Source organism: Curvibacter gracilis ATCC BAA-807 (assembly GCF_000518645.1).
Lineage (GTDB): Bacteria > Pseudomonadota > Gammaproteobacteria > Burkholderiales > Burkholderiaceae_C > Curvibacter > Curvibacter gracilis.
The window spans coordinates 99,101-113,221 of sequence record NZ_JADZ01000014.1 but is presented as its reverse complement, the minus strand read 5'-3'; the positions used below and the strand labels follow the sequence as shown (position 1 = coordinate 113,221).

11 protein-coding genes are annotated in these 14,121 nt (G+C 69.0%); 4 read left to right on the top strand and 7 right to left on the bottom strand.

Going from position 1 to position 14,121, the window contains the following annotated elements:
- Window positions 1-30: 30 nt before the first annotated feature.
- From L880_RS0112560 to L880_RS0112550, 3 genes are all read right to left on the bottom strand, one after another.
- A complete protein-coding gene (locus L880_RS0112560; RefSeq protein WP_027475975.1) occupies window positions 31-285 on the bottom strand; it encodes a Txe/YoeB family addiction module toxin in 255 nt (84 codons plus the stop codon).
- Window positions 282-536, bottom strand: a complete 255-nt coding sequence (locus tag L880_RS0112555; RefSeq protein ID WP_027475974.1) for a type II toxin-antitoxin system Phd/YefM family antitoxin — start codon at window positions 534-536, stop codon at window positions 282-284. Before L880_RS0112555 ends, L880_RS0112560 begins: the two co-directional genes overlap by 4 nt.
- A gap of 106 nt (window positions 537-642) precedes the next feature.
- On the bottom strand, window positions 643-2,178 hold the full coding sequence (locus tag L880_RS0112550) for a C13 family peptidase (RefSeq protein ID WP_027475973.1): 1,536 nt from the start codon (window positions 2,176-2,178) through the stop codon (window positions 643-645).
- Window positions 2,179-2,306: 128 nt separating this feature from the next.
- Here L880_RS0112550 and mgtA point away from each other — a divergent pair, with 128 nt between their 5' ends.
- Both mgtA and hpaI read left to right on the top strand, forming a co-directional pair.
- The gene (mgtA, locus tag L880_RS0112545) at window positions 2,307-5,075 is read left to right on the top strand and encodes a magnesium-translocating P-type ATPase (RefSeq protein ID WP_027475972.1); all 2,769 of its coding nucleotides are present in this window, start codon (window positions 2,307-2,309) and stop codon (window positions 5,073-5,075) included.
- Window positions 5,076-5,195: 120 nt separating this feature from the next.
- Window positions 5,196-6,008, top strand: a complete 813-nt coding sequence (gene hpaI, locus L880_RS0112540) for a 4-hydroxy-2-oxoheptanedioate aldolase (protein WP_027475971.1) — start codon at window positions 5,196-5,198, stop codon at window positions 6,006-6,008.
- Between the two features lie 64 nt (window positions 6,009-6,072).
- Here the strand turns inward: hpaI and L880_RS0112535 are convergent, their stop codons facing one another.
- Window positions 6,073-8,019 carry a sigma-54-dependent Fis family transcriptional regulator gene (locus L880_RS0112535; protein WP_027475970.1) on the bottom strand — a complete coding sequence of 649 codons (1,947 nt, stop codon included), beginning with the start codon at window positions 8,017-8,019 and terminating at the stop codon, window positions 6,073-6,075.
- A 331-nt stretch (window positions 8,020-8,350) separates the two neighbouring features.
- On the opposite strand from L880_RS0112535, the gene L880_RS0112530 reads away from it, so the two are divergent.
- A complete protein-coding gene (locus L880_RS0112530; protein WP_027475969.1) occupies window positions 8,351-10,153 on the top strand; it encodes an NAD(P)/FAD-dependent oxidoreductase in 1,803 nt (600 codons plus the stop codon).
- 74 nt (window positions 10,154-10,227) lie between these two features.
- Window positions 10,228-11,304, top strand: a complete 1,077-nt coding sequence (locus L880_RS0112525; RefSeq protein WP_019573984.1) for a 2,3-butanediol dehydrogenase — start codon at window positions 10,228-10,230, stop codon at window positions 11,302-11,304.
- A 47-nt stretch (window positions 11,305-11,351) separates the two neighbouring features.
- On the opposite strand, the gene L880_RS32325 is transcribed toward L880_RS0112525, so the two are convergent.
- The 3 genes from L880_RS32325 to fdhD form a co-directional block, all read right to left on the bottom strand.
- The gene (locus L880_RS32325; protein WP_043329353.1) at window positions 11,352-12,860 is read right to left on the bottom strand and encodes an amino acid permease; all 1,509 of its coding nucleotides are present in this window, start codon (window positions 12,858-12,860) and stop codon (window positions 11,352-11,354) included.
- A 151-nt stretch (window positions 12,861-13,011) separates the two neighbouring features.
- Complete coding sequence (locus L880_RS0112515; protein WP_027475968.1) at window positions 13,012-13,257, bottom strand: formate dehydrogenase subunit delta; 246 nt, start codon at window positions 13,255-13,257, stop codon at window positions 13,012-13,014.
- Window positions 13,258-13,272: 15 nt separating this feature from the next.
- Complete coding sequence (fdhD, locus tag L880_RS0112510; RefSeq protein ID WP_027475967.1) at window positions 13,273-14,112, bottom strand: formate dehydrogenase accessory sulfurtransferase FdhD; 840 nt, start codon at window positions 14,110-14,112, stop codon at window positions 13,273-13,275.
- Window positions 14,113-14,121: the final 9 nt, after the last annotated feature.

Genomic DNA, 14,121 nt, shown 5'->3' with positions numbered 1-14,121 from the left:
AAGTGGCGCTCGGCCCCGGTTCAACCCGATTCAATAGTGGTAGCGCAGCTGTGCGATGCACAGGGCATCGCCATCGATGCGGTACACCATGCGGTGCTCGTCGTTGATGCGGCGCGACCAGTAGCCAGCCAGCGCGTGCTTCAAGGGTTCTGGCTTGCCGATGCCGGCAAAAGGCTCGCGCTCGGTCTCCCGGATCAGCCGGTTGATGCGCTCGACCATGCGCCGGTCGTGCTGCTGCCAGTCCAGGTAGTCGTCCCAGGCGCTGTCGGCAAAGATCAGCCTCACTCTGCCAGCGTGCGGACCTGGCCCTGGCCCGCATTCAATTGAGCGGTGGCGGCCAGCAAGCGCTGGGCGTTGGCGGGGCTGCGCAGCAGGTAAGCCGTTTCTTCGAGCGCCTTGTAATCTTCCAGCGACAGCATGACCACGGCCTGCTGCTCACCATTGCGCGTGATGATCAAGGGCTCGTGGTCATTGCAGACCCGGTCCATGGTCTGGGCCAGCCGGGCGCGGGCCGCCGTGTAGGTGATGGTGTCCATGGCAAGCTCCTATCTGTACACAAAATTGTACATACTGCACCGGCTTGCTGCCGGCGCCCTCGCCAGGGATCGGCGCCGCACCTGCGCCGATCGCATCCAGGCGCGGTCAAGGCCCCAGCCGCGCCTCCAGCGCCCCCAGCACCGGCACCAGGCCGGCGCCCAGGCGCATCTGCGGGTTGGACGGGCCGTCGGGCTTGCCGGCCTCGACCTCGCGCTTGCCGATCACCAGGCGGGCCCGTTCGAAGGCCTGGGTGAAGGAGTGGGTCTGGCGCAATTGCTCGTCGACCACGGCCCGGCCGAAGAAGGTCAGCTCCGACAGGCGGCCGCAGCCGTAGGAGGTGTGCTCGGCATCCGAGGCGGTGATCACCAGGCTGGTGTCGGTGGCCAGGGGCTCGATCCAGCCGCCGGCAAAGCAGGCCGACACCATGATCACCCGGTTGCGGATGCCGGCTTCGTCGAGCAGGCGGCGCAGCAGGCCGGGGTCGACCGGGGCCACCTCCAAGGGGTCGTTGCTGGCGGCCAGCTGAAAGTTCTGCGCCCCGTGCGAGGTCAGGTACACCACCAGCAGATCGTGTTCGCGGTCCATGTGGGTGGCCAGCAGGCCGATGGCGCGGCCCAGGTTCTCAGGCGTGGCCCAGGGCAAGGTGGTGGCGGTCTCGGGGTTGTTCAGCAGGTGCAGCACCCGGCCTTCGGCGTCAAAGCGCTGGCGCAGCACATCGGCCACCAGCTGGCTTTCGCGGCGGAACACCGCCTCGCTGCCGTCGGGGGCGAACACCAGGCCATAGACATCGACCACGCCCTCGCGCTGCGCCGCCAGGGCCTGCTCGGCCGCAGGCCACAGGGCTTGCTGGGCCTCGAACACGGCCTGACTCAGGTGCAGGCGCGGGGGCTCAGGGGTGTCGGCGGCGGCCAGCTCGGCGCTTTCATCGGGGGCCCAGGGGCGGTCCGGGAACTGCCAGATGGCCAGGGCGAACAGGCCGGCCAGCAAGGCCGCAAACAGGCCCAGGCGCCAGCGCGGGCCGGCAAAACGGGCCGTCAGCCGCACCACCGCCGCCCACAGCCACAGCGACAGGCCCAGGTACAGGCCCCAATAGACCCATTGCAGGGCCACGGTCTGCGCCGGAAGCCATTCGCGCACCACGGCGATCGACAGGGCCTGCAGCACCAGCTGCGCGGGCAGGGCCACGCCCGAACTGAGCGCAAACCAGGTGCCCAGGCCGCGCAGGTGCCAGGGGTCGTCATCGATCTCGGCCACGCGCTCGGGCGGCAGGGCAAACCAGGCGCCCCACAACGACAGCAGCGTCATCCACCAGGGCACCAGCCAGGCGCGCCAGTCAAAAATGGCGGGGCCGGGCACCTCCAGCCGCGCCAGCCCCAGCAGCAGGCCCGAAGCCAGCACCGTGAGCAGCAGCACCTGAAAAGGCGAAGGCTGGGCATGGCCCACGCCCGGCGAGACAAAAAAGCCCGCCTTCAGCCCGCCCAGCATCCAACGCCCCAGGGACACCCGTTCGGCCGGATAGGGGCGCGCCTCACCCACGGCCCAGATCGGGCCGGCCGCATCGGCCAGCGCCAGGGGCGCCGTGTCCTCGTCGTCGATGGCGACGGTGTCGTTCCAGTCCTCGGATTCGTAACTGTTCGTCATCCCGTCATGATGCCAGCAAGCTGAACGGTCAAACTAGCCATATAGGCGCATAGTGGGCCGGAGAACGCCGGTTCAAGAAGCCTTTTTGCGCCCCGAAACCGCCCCGCTCCGACCGAAAGTCCCCTGACATGCGAGCCCTGTTGCCCCGCTGGCTGGCGCCCCTGCTGCGCCGCCGCTACACCAACCGCCTGTTTGGCCGCCACGCCTGGCTGGACCACAGCCTGGCCCACCCGCCCGAGGCGCGGCCCAGCGCCGCCGGCCCGCTGGTGCCGCTGCTGATGCGGGCCGCCCAGGCCACACCCGAACAGGTGCTGGCGCAGTTGCAGGCGACCGCCGGCGGCTTGAGCGAGGCCGAGGCCGCCGAGCGCTTGCGCCGCGTGGGCCCCAACGAGGTGGCCCACGACCAGCCGCCCACCGCTGGCCAGCGCCTGTGGCGGGCCTACAACAACCCCTTCAACCTGCTGCTGACCCTGTTGGCCGCCGTGTCGTGGCTCACCGATGACAGCAAGGCCACGGTGGTGATCGGCAGCATGGTGGTCCTGAGCACGGTGATCCGTTTCGTGCAGGAGGCCCGCTCCAGCCGGGCTGCCGAGGCGCTCAAGGCCCTGGTCAGCAACACCGCCACGGTGTGGCGGGTGCCGGCCGGCGGCGCGGCACCGCAGTCACAGGAGCGCCCCATCCGCGAGCTGGTGCCGGGCGACCACCTGCAGCTGTCGGCGGGCGACATGATCCCGGCCGACTGCCGGGTGCTGAGCGCGCGCGACCTGTTCGTGGCCCAGGCCGCCATGACAGGCGAATCGATGCCGGTGGAGAAGTTTGTCAGCGCACACGACCCGCACGCCCCACCCAACCCGCAGCCCACCGAGGCGGCCCCGGGCCAGGGCCCGCTGGAACAGCACAACCTGCTGTTCATGGGCACCAACGTGGTCTCGGGCTCGGCCACTGCGGTGGTGCTGGCCACCGGCAACCAGAGCTACTTCGGCACCGTGGCGGCCCACATGAACGCGGGCGAAGGCACGGTGACGGCCTTCCAGAGCGGGGTCAACAGCGTGAGCTGGCTGCTGATCCGCTTTGCGCTGGTGATGGTGCCCATCGTGCTGCTGGTCAACGGCTTCACCAAGGGGCATTGGGGCGAGGCCTTTCTGTTTGCCATGTCGGTGGCGGTGGGCCTGACGCCCGAGATGTTGCCCATGATCGTCACCACCACCCTGGCCAAGGGCGCGGTGATGCTGTCGCGCAAGCAGGTGATCGTGAAACGCCTGGACGCGATCCAGAACTTCGGCGCCATGAACGTGCTGTGCACCGACAAGACCGGCACGCTGACCCAGGACCGCATCGTGCTGGAGCGCCACACCGATGTGTTCGGCCAGGCCAGCGACGAGGTGCTGAAGTTCGCCTACCTCAACAGCCACTACCAGACCGGCCTGAAGAACCTGCTCGACCGGGCCGTGCTGGAGCATGTGGAGATGGCCACCGAGCTGCGCCTGGCGCAGGACTACCGCAAGGTGGACGAGATCCCCTTCGACTTCGTGCGCCGGCGCATGTCGGTGGTGGTGGCCGAGCAGGACCACCACCATGAGCTGATCTGCAAGGGCGCACTCGAGGAGATGCTGGCCATCTGCACCCGGGTTCGCACCCAGGGGCCCGAGGGTGAAAGCGAGCAGCCCCTGGACGGCGAGGTGCTGGCCCGCGTGCACGAGGTGGCCGCCCAGCTCAACCGCGAGGGCCTGCGCGTGGTCGCCGTGGCCATGAAAGAGCTGCCGCTGGACCAGACCGTGTTCGGCGTGGCCGATGAAAGCGCCCTCACCCTGATCGGCTATGTGGCCTTTCTCGACCCGCCCAAGGAATCCACCGCGCCCGCCCTGCAGGCCCTGGCCGACAGCGGCGTGGCCGTGAAGGTGCTGACCGGCGACAACGAACTGGTGACAGCCCGCGTCTGCGCCCAGGTGGGCCTGCCAGCCCAGACCGTGGTGCGGGGCCCCGAGCTGGACGCACTGGACGACACCGCGCTGGCGGCCTGCGTGGAACAGCACCAGCTGTTTGCCAAGCTGACCCCGCTGCACAAGGAGCGCATCGTGCGCGCCCTGCGCCGCAACGGCCATGTGGTGGGCTTCATGGGTGACGGCATCAACGACGCGCCCGCGCTGCGCGCCGCCGACATCGGCATCTCGGTGGACAGCGCGGTGGACATCGCCAAGGAGGCCGCCGACATCATCCTGCTCGAGAAAAGCCTGATGGTGCTGCAGGAGGGCGTGCTGGAGGGCCGACGCACCTTCTGCAACCTGCTGAAGTACCTGCGCATGACGGCCAGCTCGAACTTCGGCAACGTGTTCTCGGTGCTGGTGGCCAGCGCCTTCCTGCCATTTCTGCCCATGCTGCCGCTGCAGTTGCTGGTGCAGAACCTGCTGTACGACTTCTCGCAGACCGCCATCCCCTTCGACCGCGTCGACGACGAGCTGGTGCAAAAGCCGCTGCGCTGGAACCCCGAGGGCATCGGCCGTTTCATGGTGTATTTCGGGCCGCTGAGCTCGGTCTTCGACATCGCCACCTTTGCCCTCATGTGGTGGGTGTTCGGGGCCAACAGCGAGGCGCGCCAGACCCTGTTCCAGTCGGGCTGGTTCGTGGTGGGCCTGCTCACGCAGACGCTGATCGTGCACCTGCTGCGCAGCCCCAGACTGCCCTTTGTGCAAAGCCGCCCGGCCCCGCTGCTGCTGGGCATGACCGCCGGTGTGGCCGCTCTGGGCGTCTTCCTGGTGCAAGGCCCTTGGGCCGGCTACTTCAGGCTGCAGGCCCTGCCGCCGGCCTACTTTGGCTGGCTGCTGCTGATCCTGCTGGGCTATGGCCTGCTGACCACGGCGGTCAAGCGCTGGTATGCCGGGCGCTTTGGCTGGCAATGAGGGTGGTCATGAAGGCGGCGATGAAGGTGACAGCTCAAAAAGACGCAGAATCAACAATCTGTCACATCCACCGCGGGCCGAGCTGATGCGCCGGCCCGCTCTTTCAGGAGATCCCACCCGATGAGCAAGCCGGCCGCCAACCCCTTCAAGCAAGCCCTGCGCGAAAAGCGCGCCCAGATCGGCCTGTGGCTGTCTGCCGCCTCACCGTACCTGAGCGAGGTCAGCGCCACCGCCGGCTTCGACTGGCTGTTGATCGACGGCGAACACGCCCCCAACACCCTGCAGACCACGCTGCAGCAGCTGCAGGTGGTGGCCCCCTACCGCTCGCAGCCCGTGGTGCGCGCCGTCGAAGGCCAGGTGGCCTTGGTCAAGCAGTTGCTCGACATCGGCGCGCAGAACCTGCTGATCCCGATGGTCGACACCGCCGAGCAGGCCGAACTGATGGTGCGCGCCGTGCAGTACCCGCCCCAGGGCATCCGCGGTGTGGGCAGCGCGATTGCCCGCGCCTCGCGCTGGAGCCTGCGCGCCGACTACCTCGATGTGGCCGACGATGAGATCTGCCTGCTGGTGCAGGCCGAGAGCGTGACCGCCCTGAAGAACCTGAGCGCGATTGCCGCCGTCCAGGGTGTGGACGGGGTGTTCATCGGCCCGGCCGATCTGGCCGCCTCGATGGGCCACCGCGGCAAGCCCGGCCACCCCGAGGTGCAGGCCGCCATCGAAGGCGCCATCCAGACCATCGTCGGCGCCGGCAAGGCCGCCGGCATCCTGACCTCCGACCCGCAACTGGCGCGCCACTACCTGGCCCTGGGCGCCACCTTTGTGGCCGTGGGCGTGGATGTGTCGCTGTACGCCCAGGCGGCGCGCCGTCTGGCGGCCGATTTTCTGGGGGCCGAGGGCAGCGCGGCGGCGCCACGGGCCGGCGCGGTCTATTGACGGCTTGGCGCAGCGGGGGCCGTTCGCATGGGCTTTCGGATGAAGCGCGTTCTAAGAACGTGTTCTAAGGCCCGCGCCATTGGGCATGCCGCACGCCAAGCTGGAGCTGTTGGATACGGCGGTGGATCGTTGAACGGCTGACGCCGAGCTGGCGTGCTGCCTCTGAGACATTGCCCTGGCATTGCGCCAGCAGTTGCTCCAGCGCCTGGGCGGCAGGCACGCCGGTGCTGTGGGCCATGGCGGCGCCATTTGGGGCACGGTTCAGCGCATCGGGCAGGTGCTCGGGCTCGATGCGGCCGTCGCCATCGGGCCCGCACAGGGCTGCGGCATAGCGCAGCGCGTTGTGCAGCTCGCGCAGGTTGCCGGGCCAGGCGTGCGCGGCCAGCAGGGCGCGCGCGGCGTCGCCCAGGTGCAGATGGCGGCCGAAGGTGGCCAGCATCTGCTCGGCCAGGGGCAGAAGGTCGCTGCGCTGGCGCAGCGCAGGCAGGTGCAACTCGGCGGCGTTGAGGCGGTAGAGCAGGTCTTCACGGAAGCTGCCGCGCTGGACCATTTCGGCCAGCGAACGGTGCGAGGCCGAAATGAAGCGCACGGACACCGCTCGTGGCGCACGAGCGCCCAAGGGGGTGATCTCGGATTCGGACAAGACCCGCAGCAGCTTGGCCTGCAGGGCCAGCGGCATGTCGCCGATCTCGTCGAGGAACAGCGTGCCTTCGTGTGCCGCAGCGATCAGCCCTTCGCGGCCCTTGCTGGCGCCGCCGGTCCAGGTGCCGGGCAAGTAGCCGAACAACTCGCTTTCCAGCAGCGCCTCGGGAATGGCTGCGCAGTTGATGGCGACGAAGGCGCCGCTGCGACCGCTGCAGGCATGCAGGGCGCGGGCCAGGTATTCCTTGCCTGCGCCGGTCTCCCCCTGCACCAGGATCGGCAGCGCTTGCGGCGCGAGCCGGGCGGCCTTGCGCAGCAGCGCTTGCAGCGCGGCATCGCCCTTTTCCAGCGCCTGCAGCGCAGCAGGCAGAGGGGGCTGCGGCGCCGTTGCCTGCGCGGGCGGGCGGCGTGTGCGGCGCTGCGGCTCCATGGCGTGGGCGAAGAGGATGCTGCCATCGCGGGCGCGGATGAGGCGCTCCTGCGCCGGGCGATGGCGGCGCAGCTCGGACAGGTCGCGCAGGTCCAGGTCGAAGAAACGCTCCAGCGGCTGGCCGATGAGGCTCTGGCGCTGGCGCCAGTCCAGTTGCGCGACGGCGGCCAGCAGGCGGGCGCCCGCGTGGGTCATGGCGCGGATGCGGCCTCGTGCGTCGACGCTGATGGAGGCGTCGGGATCGACGTCGAGGAAATCGGGTGACTGGGCCAGGCGCACCACCCAGTCCTGGCCGGACTGGGCCATCAGGTTGGCCTGCTCCACGCGCCGCGCGGCGGCCACGACGAGGTTGAGCGCCAGGTTCTGGCTGGCCCGCTCGACGGGCGAGCGCAGCAGCGACAGGTCCAGCACCGCCGCGAGTTCGCCGCGCAGGTCGTAGATCGGCGCGGCCGTGCAGGACAGGCCGGTGTGGGTGAAGTCGAAATGGTCGCTCTGGTGCACGGTCAACGCTTCGCCGGTTTCCAGGCAGGCCCCCACGGCCGAGGTGCCGGAGTGGTCCTCGCGCCATTGCGCGCCCAGGTACAGGCCCGCACGGCGCAGGTCGCCGGCATCGGCCTCGTGCCCCATGAAGTCCACGGCCACGCCATGCCGGTCCGCCAGCAGCAGCACGTAGTCCAGACCTTTGAGCTGGTGGTACAGCCGCTCAAGGGCCTGACGGGCGATATGGATCAGCGCTTCGGATTCCTCGCGGTGCGTGCGCAACTGGCCTTCGGTGACGACGTGGGCTTCGCTGGTGCGGGCCGGATCGAGCCGGTGCGAATCGATGCAGCGGCGCCAGCTGCGCAGCACCGCGCGGTCGCGCTCTTGCCCACGGTTGGAGTAGCCCAGGCCGAAGGCTTCGATTTCCTGGACGTGCGAGGCGTAGGACTGCAGGGACATGGGAGGGATTCGGTGCGGTCGGTGAACGTGCCGCCGACGATTCTGTGCCCCCTGCCTGCCCGCGCCAATGGAGGTTTACCCACTGCCGCTGCTGCACTGCAGCAGGCCCGGTGCGACAGGTGTCGCAGGGCTGCGCCAGCTGTCGCGTGCGGCGGGGGTGAAAAACGGGGCCCTGAGCCCAGGGTTTGTGCCAGGGGCCTGCACGCAAGTCATTGATTTTGCTGGCACGGCATGCCTGCCCGGCTGGCCTCTCAGGCATGGCATGGCGATTGCCTGAGAACGCCTGCCCGCAGCAAAACCAGCGGGCATGACCAACATTCAGGAGACAACCATGACCCATGACACGGCCCGCGCCCGGGCGCAGGCGCTGCTCGACACACTCAACCATGCTTTGGCAGACCGCGATGCCGCGGCCGCCAGCCACCTGTTCGCCGACGAATGCTACTGGCGCGACCTGGTGCTGCTGACCTGGAACCTCAAGACCCTGGAAGGGCGCAGCCAGATCGCCGACATGCTGGCCGCCCAGCTCGACGCCGTGGCGCCCGTGCGCTTTTCGCTGGACGAGCGCGAGGCGGTGGAGGAAGCCGACGGCATGGTGTCCGCCTGGATCGTGGTCGACACGCGCCATGCGCGCGGCAGCGGCCATGTACGCATCAAGGACGGGCGCATCTGGACGCTGCTGACGGCCGCCCAGGAGCTCAAGGGGCATGAAGAGCCCCTGGGCACGCGCCGCCCCATGGGGGCCGAGCACGGCATCCGGCGCGGCCGCCAGACCTGGCTGGAGCGCCGCCAGCAGGAGGCCGCGCAACTGGGCCGCGAGACCCAGCCTTTCGTGCTCGTCATCGGTGGCGGCCAGGGCGGCATTGCGCTGGGTGCGCGGCTGCGCCAGCTGGGGGTCTCGCACATCGTCATCGACCGGCAGGCGCGCCCTGGCGACCAGTGGCGCAACCGCTACAAGTCGCTGTGCCTGCACGACCCGGTCTGGTACGACCACCTGCCCTACATGCCTTTCCCCGACAACTGGCCCGTGTTCGCACCCAAGGACAAGATTGGCGACTGGCTGGAGATGTACACCAAGGTGATGGAGGTGAATTACTGGCCCTCCACCAACTGCCTCAACGCCCGCTTCGATGAGGCCAGCCAGGCGTGGGAAGTCACCGTGGAGCGCGATGGCGAGACGCTGGTGCTGCGCCCCCAGCATGTGGTGTTCGCCACCGGCATGTCGGGCAAGGCGAACGTGCCCAAGATCAAGGGCCAGGAGGTCTTCCAGGGCGAGCAGCAGCACTCGTCGCAGCACCCGGGCCCCGACGCCTACGCGGGCAAGAAGGTGGTGGTGATCGGTGCCAACAACTCCGCGCACGACATCTGCGCGGCCCTGTGGGAGCATGGCGCCGACGTGACCATGGTGCAGCGCTCGTCCACCCACATCGTGCGTTCCGATTCGCTGATGGACATCGGCCTGGGCGACCTGTATTCGGAGCGCGCCGTGGCCAGCGGCGTGACGACCAGGAAGGCGGACCTGATCTTCGCCTCGCTGCCCTACCGCATCATGGCCGACTTCCAGGTGCCGCTGTACGACCGCATCCGCGAGCGCGACGCGGAGTTCTACCGCCAGTTGGAGGCGACCGGCTTCATGCTGGACTTCGGCGATGACGGCTCGGGCCTGTTCATGAAGTACCTGCGCCGCGCCTCGGGCTACTACATCGACGTGGGCGCCTGCGATCTGGTGATCGACGGCAGCATCAAACTGCAGGCGGGCAAGCAGATCAGCCACCTGTCGGAAAACGCGGTGGTGCTGGACGACGGCACCGAGCTGCCGGCCGATCTGGTGGTCTACGCGACCGGCTACGGCTCGATGAACGGCTGGGTGGCCGACCTGATCAGCCAGGAGGTGGCCGACAAGGTGGGCAAGGTCTGGGGCCTGGGCTCGGACACCACCAAGGACCCAGGCCCCTGGGAGGGCGAGCAGCGCAATATGTGGAAGCCCACGCAGCAGCAGGCGCTGTGGTTCCACGGCGGCAATCTGCACCAGTCGCGCCATTACTCGCTGTACCTGGCGCTGCAGCTCAAGGCGCGCCAGGAAGGGCTGCCCGTGCAGGTCTACGGCCTGCAGCAGGTGCACCACCTGCGGTAACAACCTGTTCACGATCTTCCATGGGGCGGCCCAGCCGCCCATTGACCCAGCCTCACAGACCAGAAAGTTGAATCATGAAAGCAGCACGTTTCTACGACCGTGGCGACATCCGCATCGAAGACATACCCGAACCCGTGGTGGAGCCCGGCACCGTGGGCATCGCCGTGGCCTGGTGCGGCATCTGCGGCACGGACCTGCATGAGTTCATGGAAGGGCCGATCTTCATCCCGCCCTGCGGCCATCCGCACCCCATCTCGGGGGAGTCCGCGCCCATCACCATGGGGCATGAGTTTTCAGGCGTGGTCTACGCCGTGGGCGCGGGGGTGGATGACATCGAGGTCGGCCAGCACGTGGTGGTCGAGCCCTACATCGTGGCCGACGACGTGCCCACGGGGCCGGGCGACCACTACCACCTGTCCAAGGACATGAACTTCATCGGCCTGGGCGGGCGTGGCGGCGGGCTGTCCGAGCGGATTGCCGTGAAGCGCCGCTGGGTGCATCCGATCTCCCATGCCATTCCACTGGATCAGGCCGCGCTGATCGAGCCGCTGTCCGTGGGCCACCATGCCTACACCCGCAGTGGTGCCAAGGCGGGCGACGTGGCGCTGGTGGGCGGGGCCGGCCCCATCGGCCTGCTGCTGTCCGCCATCCTGAAGGCCAAGGGCCTGACTGTCTTCATCACCGAACTGAGCGCCAAACGCAAGGAAAAGGCGCGGGAGTCGGGCGTGGCCGACCACATCCTCGACCCCTCCGAAGTGGACGTGGTGGCCGAGGTGATGCGGCTCACCGGCGGCAAGGGCGTGGACGTGGCGTTCGAATGCTCCAGCGTCAACCCCGTGCTCGACACGCTGGTGGCCGTGACGAAGGCCACGGGCGTGGTGGTGATCGTGTCCATCTGGAGCCATCCGGCCACGATCAACGTGCACAGCGTGGTCATGAAGGAGCTGGACGTGCGCGGCACCATCGCTTACTGCAACGACCACCAGGCCACCATCGAGCTGGTCGAGCAGGGCAAGATCAAGCTCGCGCCCTTCATCACCCAGCGCATCCAGCTGGAGGACCTGGTGGCCCAGGGTTTCGACACGCTGATCCACAACAACGAGTCGGCGGTGAAGATCATCGTGCAGCCGCGGTTCCAGCCGGCGGAGTAATCCGTCGGGCGCCGGGGCGCGACCTCGCTGACCTGGCCCGGCGCCGTCTACTGAGGCCGGCGGCGGTGCTCGAGTGCGCCCGGGAAATGCATCTCGGCATAGGGCACCAGCCGGCTGCCGTGCACCAGGCGCCAGCCCCACCACATGGCCCCGAACACCGGAATGCCCAGGTAGGTGGCGATCAGGTCGCCCCAGGGCACGGGCCCGCTGCCGTGCAGGGCGTCAAAACTCTGGCCCAGCACCACCAGCAGGCACATGCCAAAGGCAAAGAAAGGCCCCCAGGGAAAGAACGGTGACTGGTAGGGCAGCAGGCCGGCGATGTCGATGCCCTGCACCTGCAGCCCGCGGCGGAAGCGGTAGTGGCTGATGGCAATGCCCAACCAGGCGATGAAGCCCGTCATGCCCGACAGGTTCAGCAGCCACAGGTACACGGTCTGCCCCTCCCCCAGCGAACTCAGAAAGCACAGGGCCCCCATGGCCGTGGTGGCCAGCAGGGCCGGCACCGGCACACCGTGGCCGCTCAGGCGCTTGAACACGGCCGGGGCCCGCCCTTCCACCGCCAGGTTGTAGAGCATGCGGGTGGAGGCATACAGGCCCGAATTGCCGGCCGACAGCACGGCCGTCAGGATCACCGCATTCATCACCCCGGCGGCCAGGGCCAGGCCGGCGCGCTCGAACACCAGGGTGAAGGGGCTCACGCCCACCTCGCGCAGGTCGGTCTTGATCAGGTTGGGGTCGGTGTAGGGCAGCAGCACGCCGATCACGCCCACGGCCAGCACATAGAACAGCAGGATGCGCCAGAACACCTGGCGCACCGCGCGCGGGATGTTGCGCGCCGGGTCGACCGACTCACCGGCGGCCACGCCCACCAGCTCGGTGCCCTGGAACGAGAAGCCCGCGATCATCACCACCCCCAGCAGGGCCGGCATGCCCCCCACAAAGGGCGCCTCGCCCAGCGTGAGGTGGCTCAGCCCCGGGCTGGGCTGGCCGCGGAACACGCCCAGGATCATCAGCAGGCCCAGCACCACAAAGCACAGCACGGTCAGCACCTTGATCAGGGCGAACCAGAACTCGGCCTCGCCAAAGCCACGCACCGAGATCACATTGAGCGCGAACACCAGCAGCAGGAACAGCGCACTCCACCACACCCCCGGTACGGCCGGAAACCAGTACTGCATGACCAGTTGGGCCGCCACCAGCTCCACCGCCACCGTGACCGCCCAGTTGTACCAGTAGTTCCAGCCCAGGGCGAAGCCGAAGCCGGGGTCGACATACAGCGATCCGTAGGTGGAGAACGAGCCCGCCACCGGCATGTAGGCGGCCAGCTCGGCCAGGCTGGTCATCAAGAAGTACACCATGGCGCCGATCAGCACATAGGCCAGCAGCGCCCCGCCGGGGCCAGCCCGCGACACCATGGCGCCCGAGGCCACGAACAGGCCGGTGCCGATGGAGCCGCCGATGGCGATCATGCTGAGGTGGCGCGCCTGCAGCGAGCGCTTGAGGCCCGGAGCCGGCGTGTCGGCGTGGGGTGGCACGGTGGCGGGAGGTGGGGTCATGGCAGGGGGCGGCCTTGTGCCCCGGCTCGCCCGGCGGGCACGGTGCCGGGCCGGGGCGGGGGTCGCTGATTAAAAACGCCGCCGCGGTGGCGCCGGGGCAGCCCGGGCGGGCCAATCCCCCCAGCGGTCAAATCACACCGCCGAACGGCAATCAGCGGGCGGGCGGCAAGGCCTCGCTGAGGCGCGCATGGTGGGCCATCACGGCCTCGCGCATGAAGGGGTGCAGGGCCTGGCCGGCCTCGGCGTCAAGTTGCTGCAGAAATTGAGCGCGCATGCGCGGCTCCCAGAACTTGCGGATGTGCTCGGCGGCGCCGGCCAGGGCCTCGGCGCGGTCGGGCATGGACTCGAAGAACTGGCCGATGCGGTTGGCCATCTGGATCAGGTTCTGGGTGTGCAGATCGGTGCTCATGGCTCAGGCCTCAAGGATCACGCGCTGGGCATGGGTGTAGATGGAAAAATCATCGCCGCGGGCAAAGCCCAGCAGGCTCAGGCCGGCCGCGTCGGCGGTGTGCACGGCCAGCTCGGTCACGCCCGACACCGCCGCCAGCAGCGGCACACCGGCGGCCGCCGCCTTTTGCGCCATCTCATGGCTGGCGCGGCTGGTGACCACGATGAAGCCGCTGCCCGCCTGGGCCTGCAAGGGCTGGCCGGGGCGCAGCAGGGCCCCGATGAGTTTGTCGAGCGCGTTGTGCCGGCCCACGTCTTCGCGCGCCAGCTGCAGCTGCCCCGAGGCATTGCACCAGCCGGCGGCATGGGTGGCGCCAGTGGCGCCCAGCAGGGGCTGGTGGGCGCGCAGCTGGCCCATGCCCCGGCTCAGGGCCTGGGGGCTGAAACGGGCCGTGCCGGCCACCGGCTTCACCTGGCGCACGGCCTGGGCCAGGTTCTCGGCACCGCACAGGCCGCAGCCGGTGCGGCCGGCCAGGCTGCGCCGCTGGTCCTTGAAGCGGACAAAGCAGGCCGAGGCCACTTCGATGCGCAGGGTGAGGCCGGCCGGGCTGTCGTCGATGTCGATGCCGTACACCTGATCGGCCCGGTCCACCAGGCCTTCGGTGAGCGAGAAGCCCAGTGCAAAGTCGGCCAGGTCGTCCGGCGTGGCCAGCATCACGGCATGCGACAGGCCGTTGTACTCGAGCGCCACGGGGCGCTCCTGGGCCACCAGGTCCTGGGCTTCGTGCCATCGGCCCTGGCGCCAGCGGCGCACCGGCACGGGGGTGCAGCCGGTGGGCTGGGGGGGGACGTCGTCGGGCTTCATGGCGGTCAA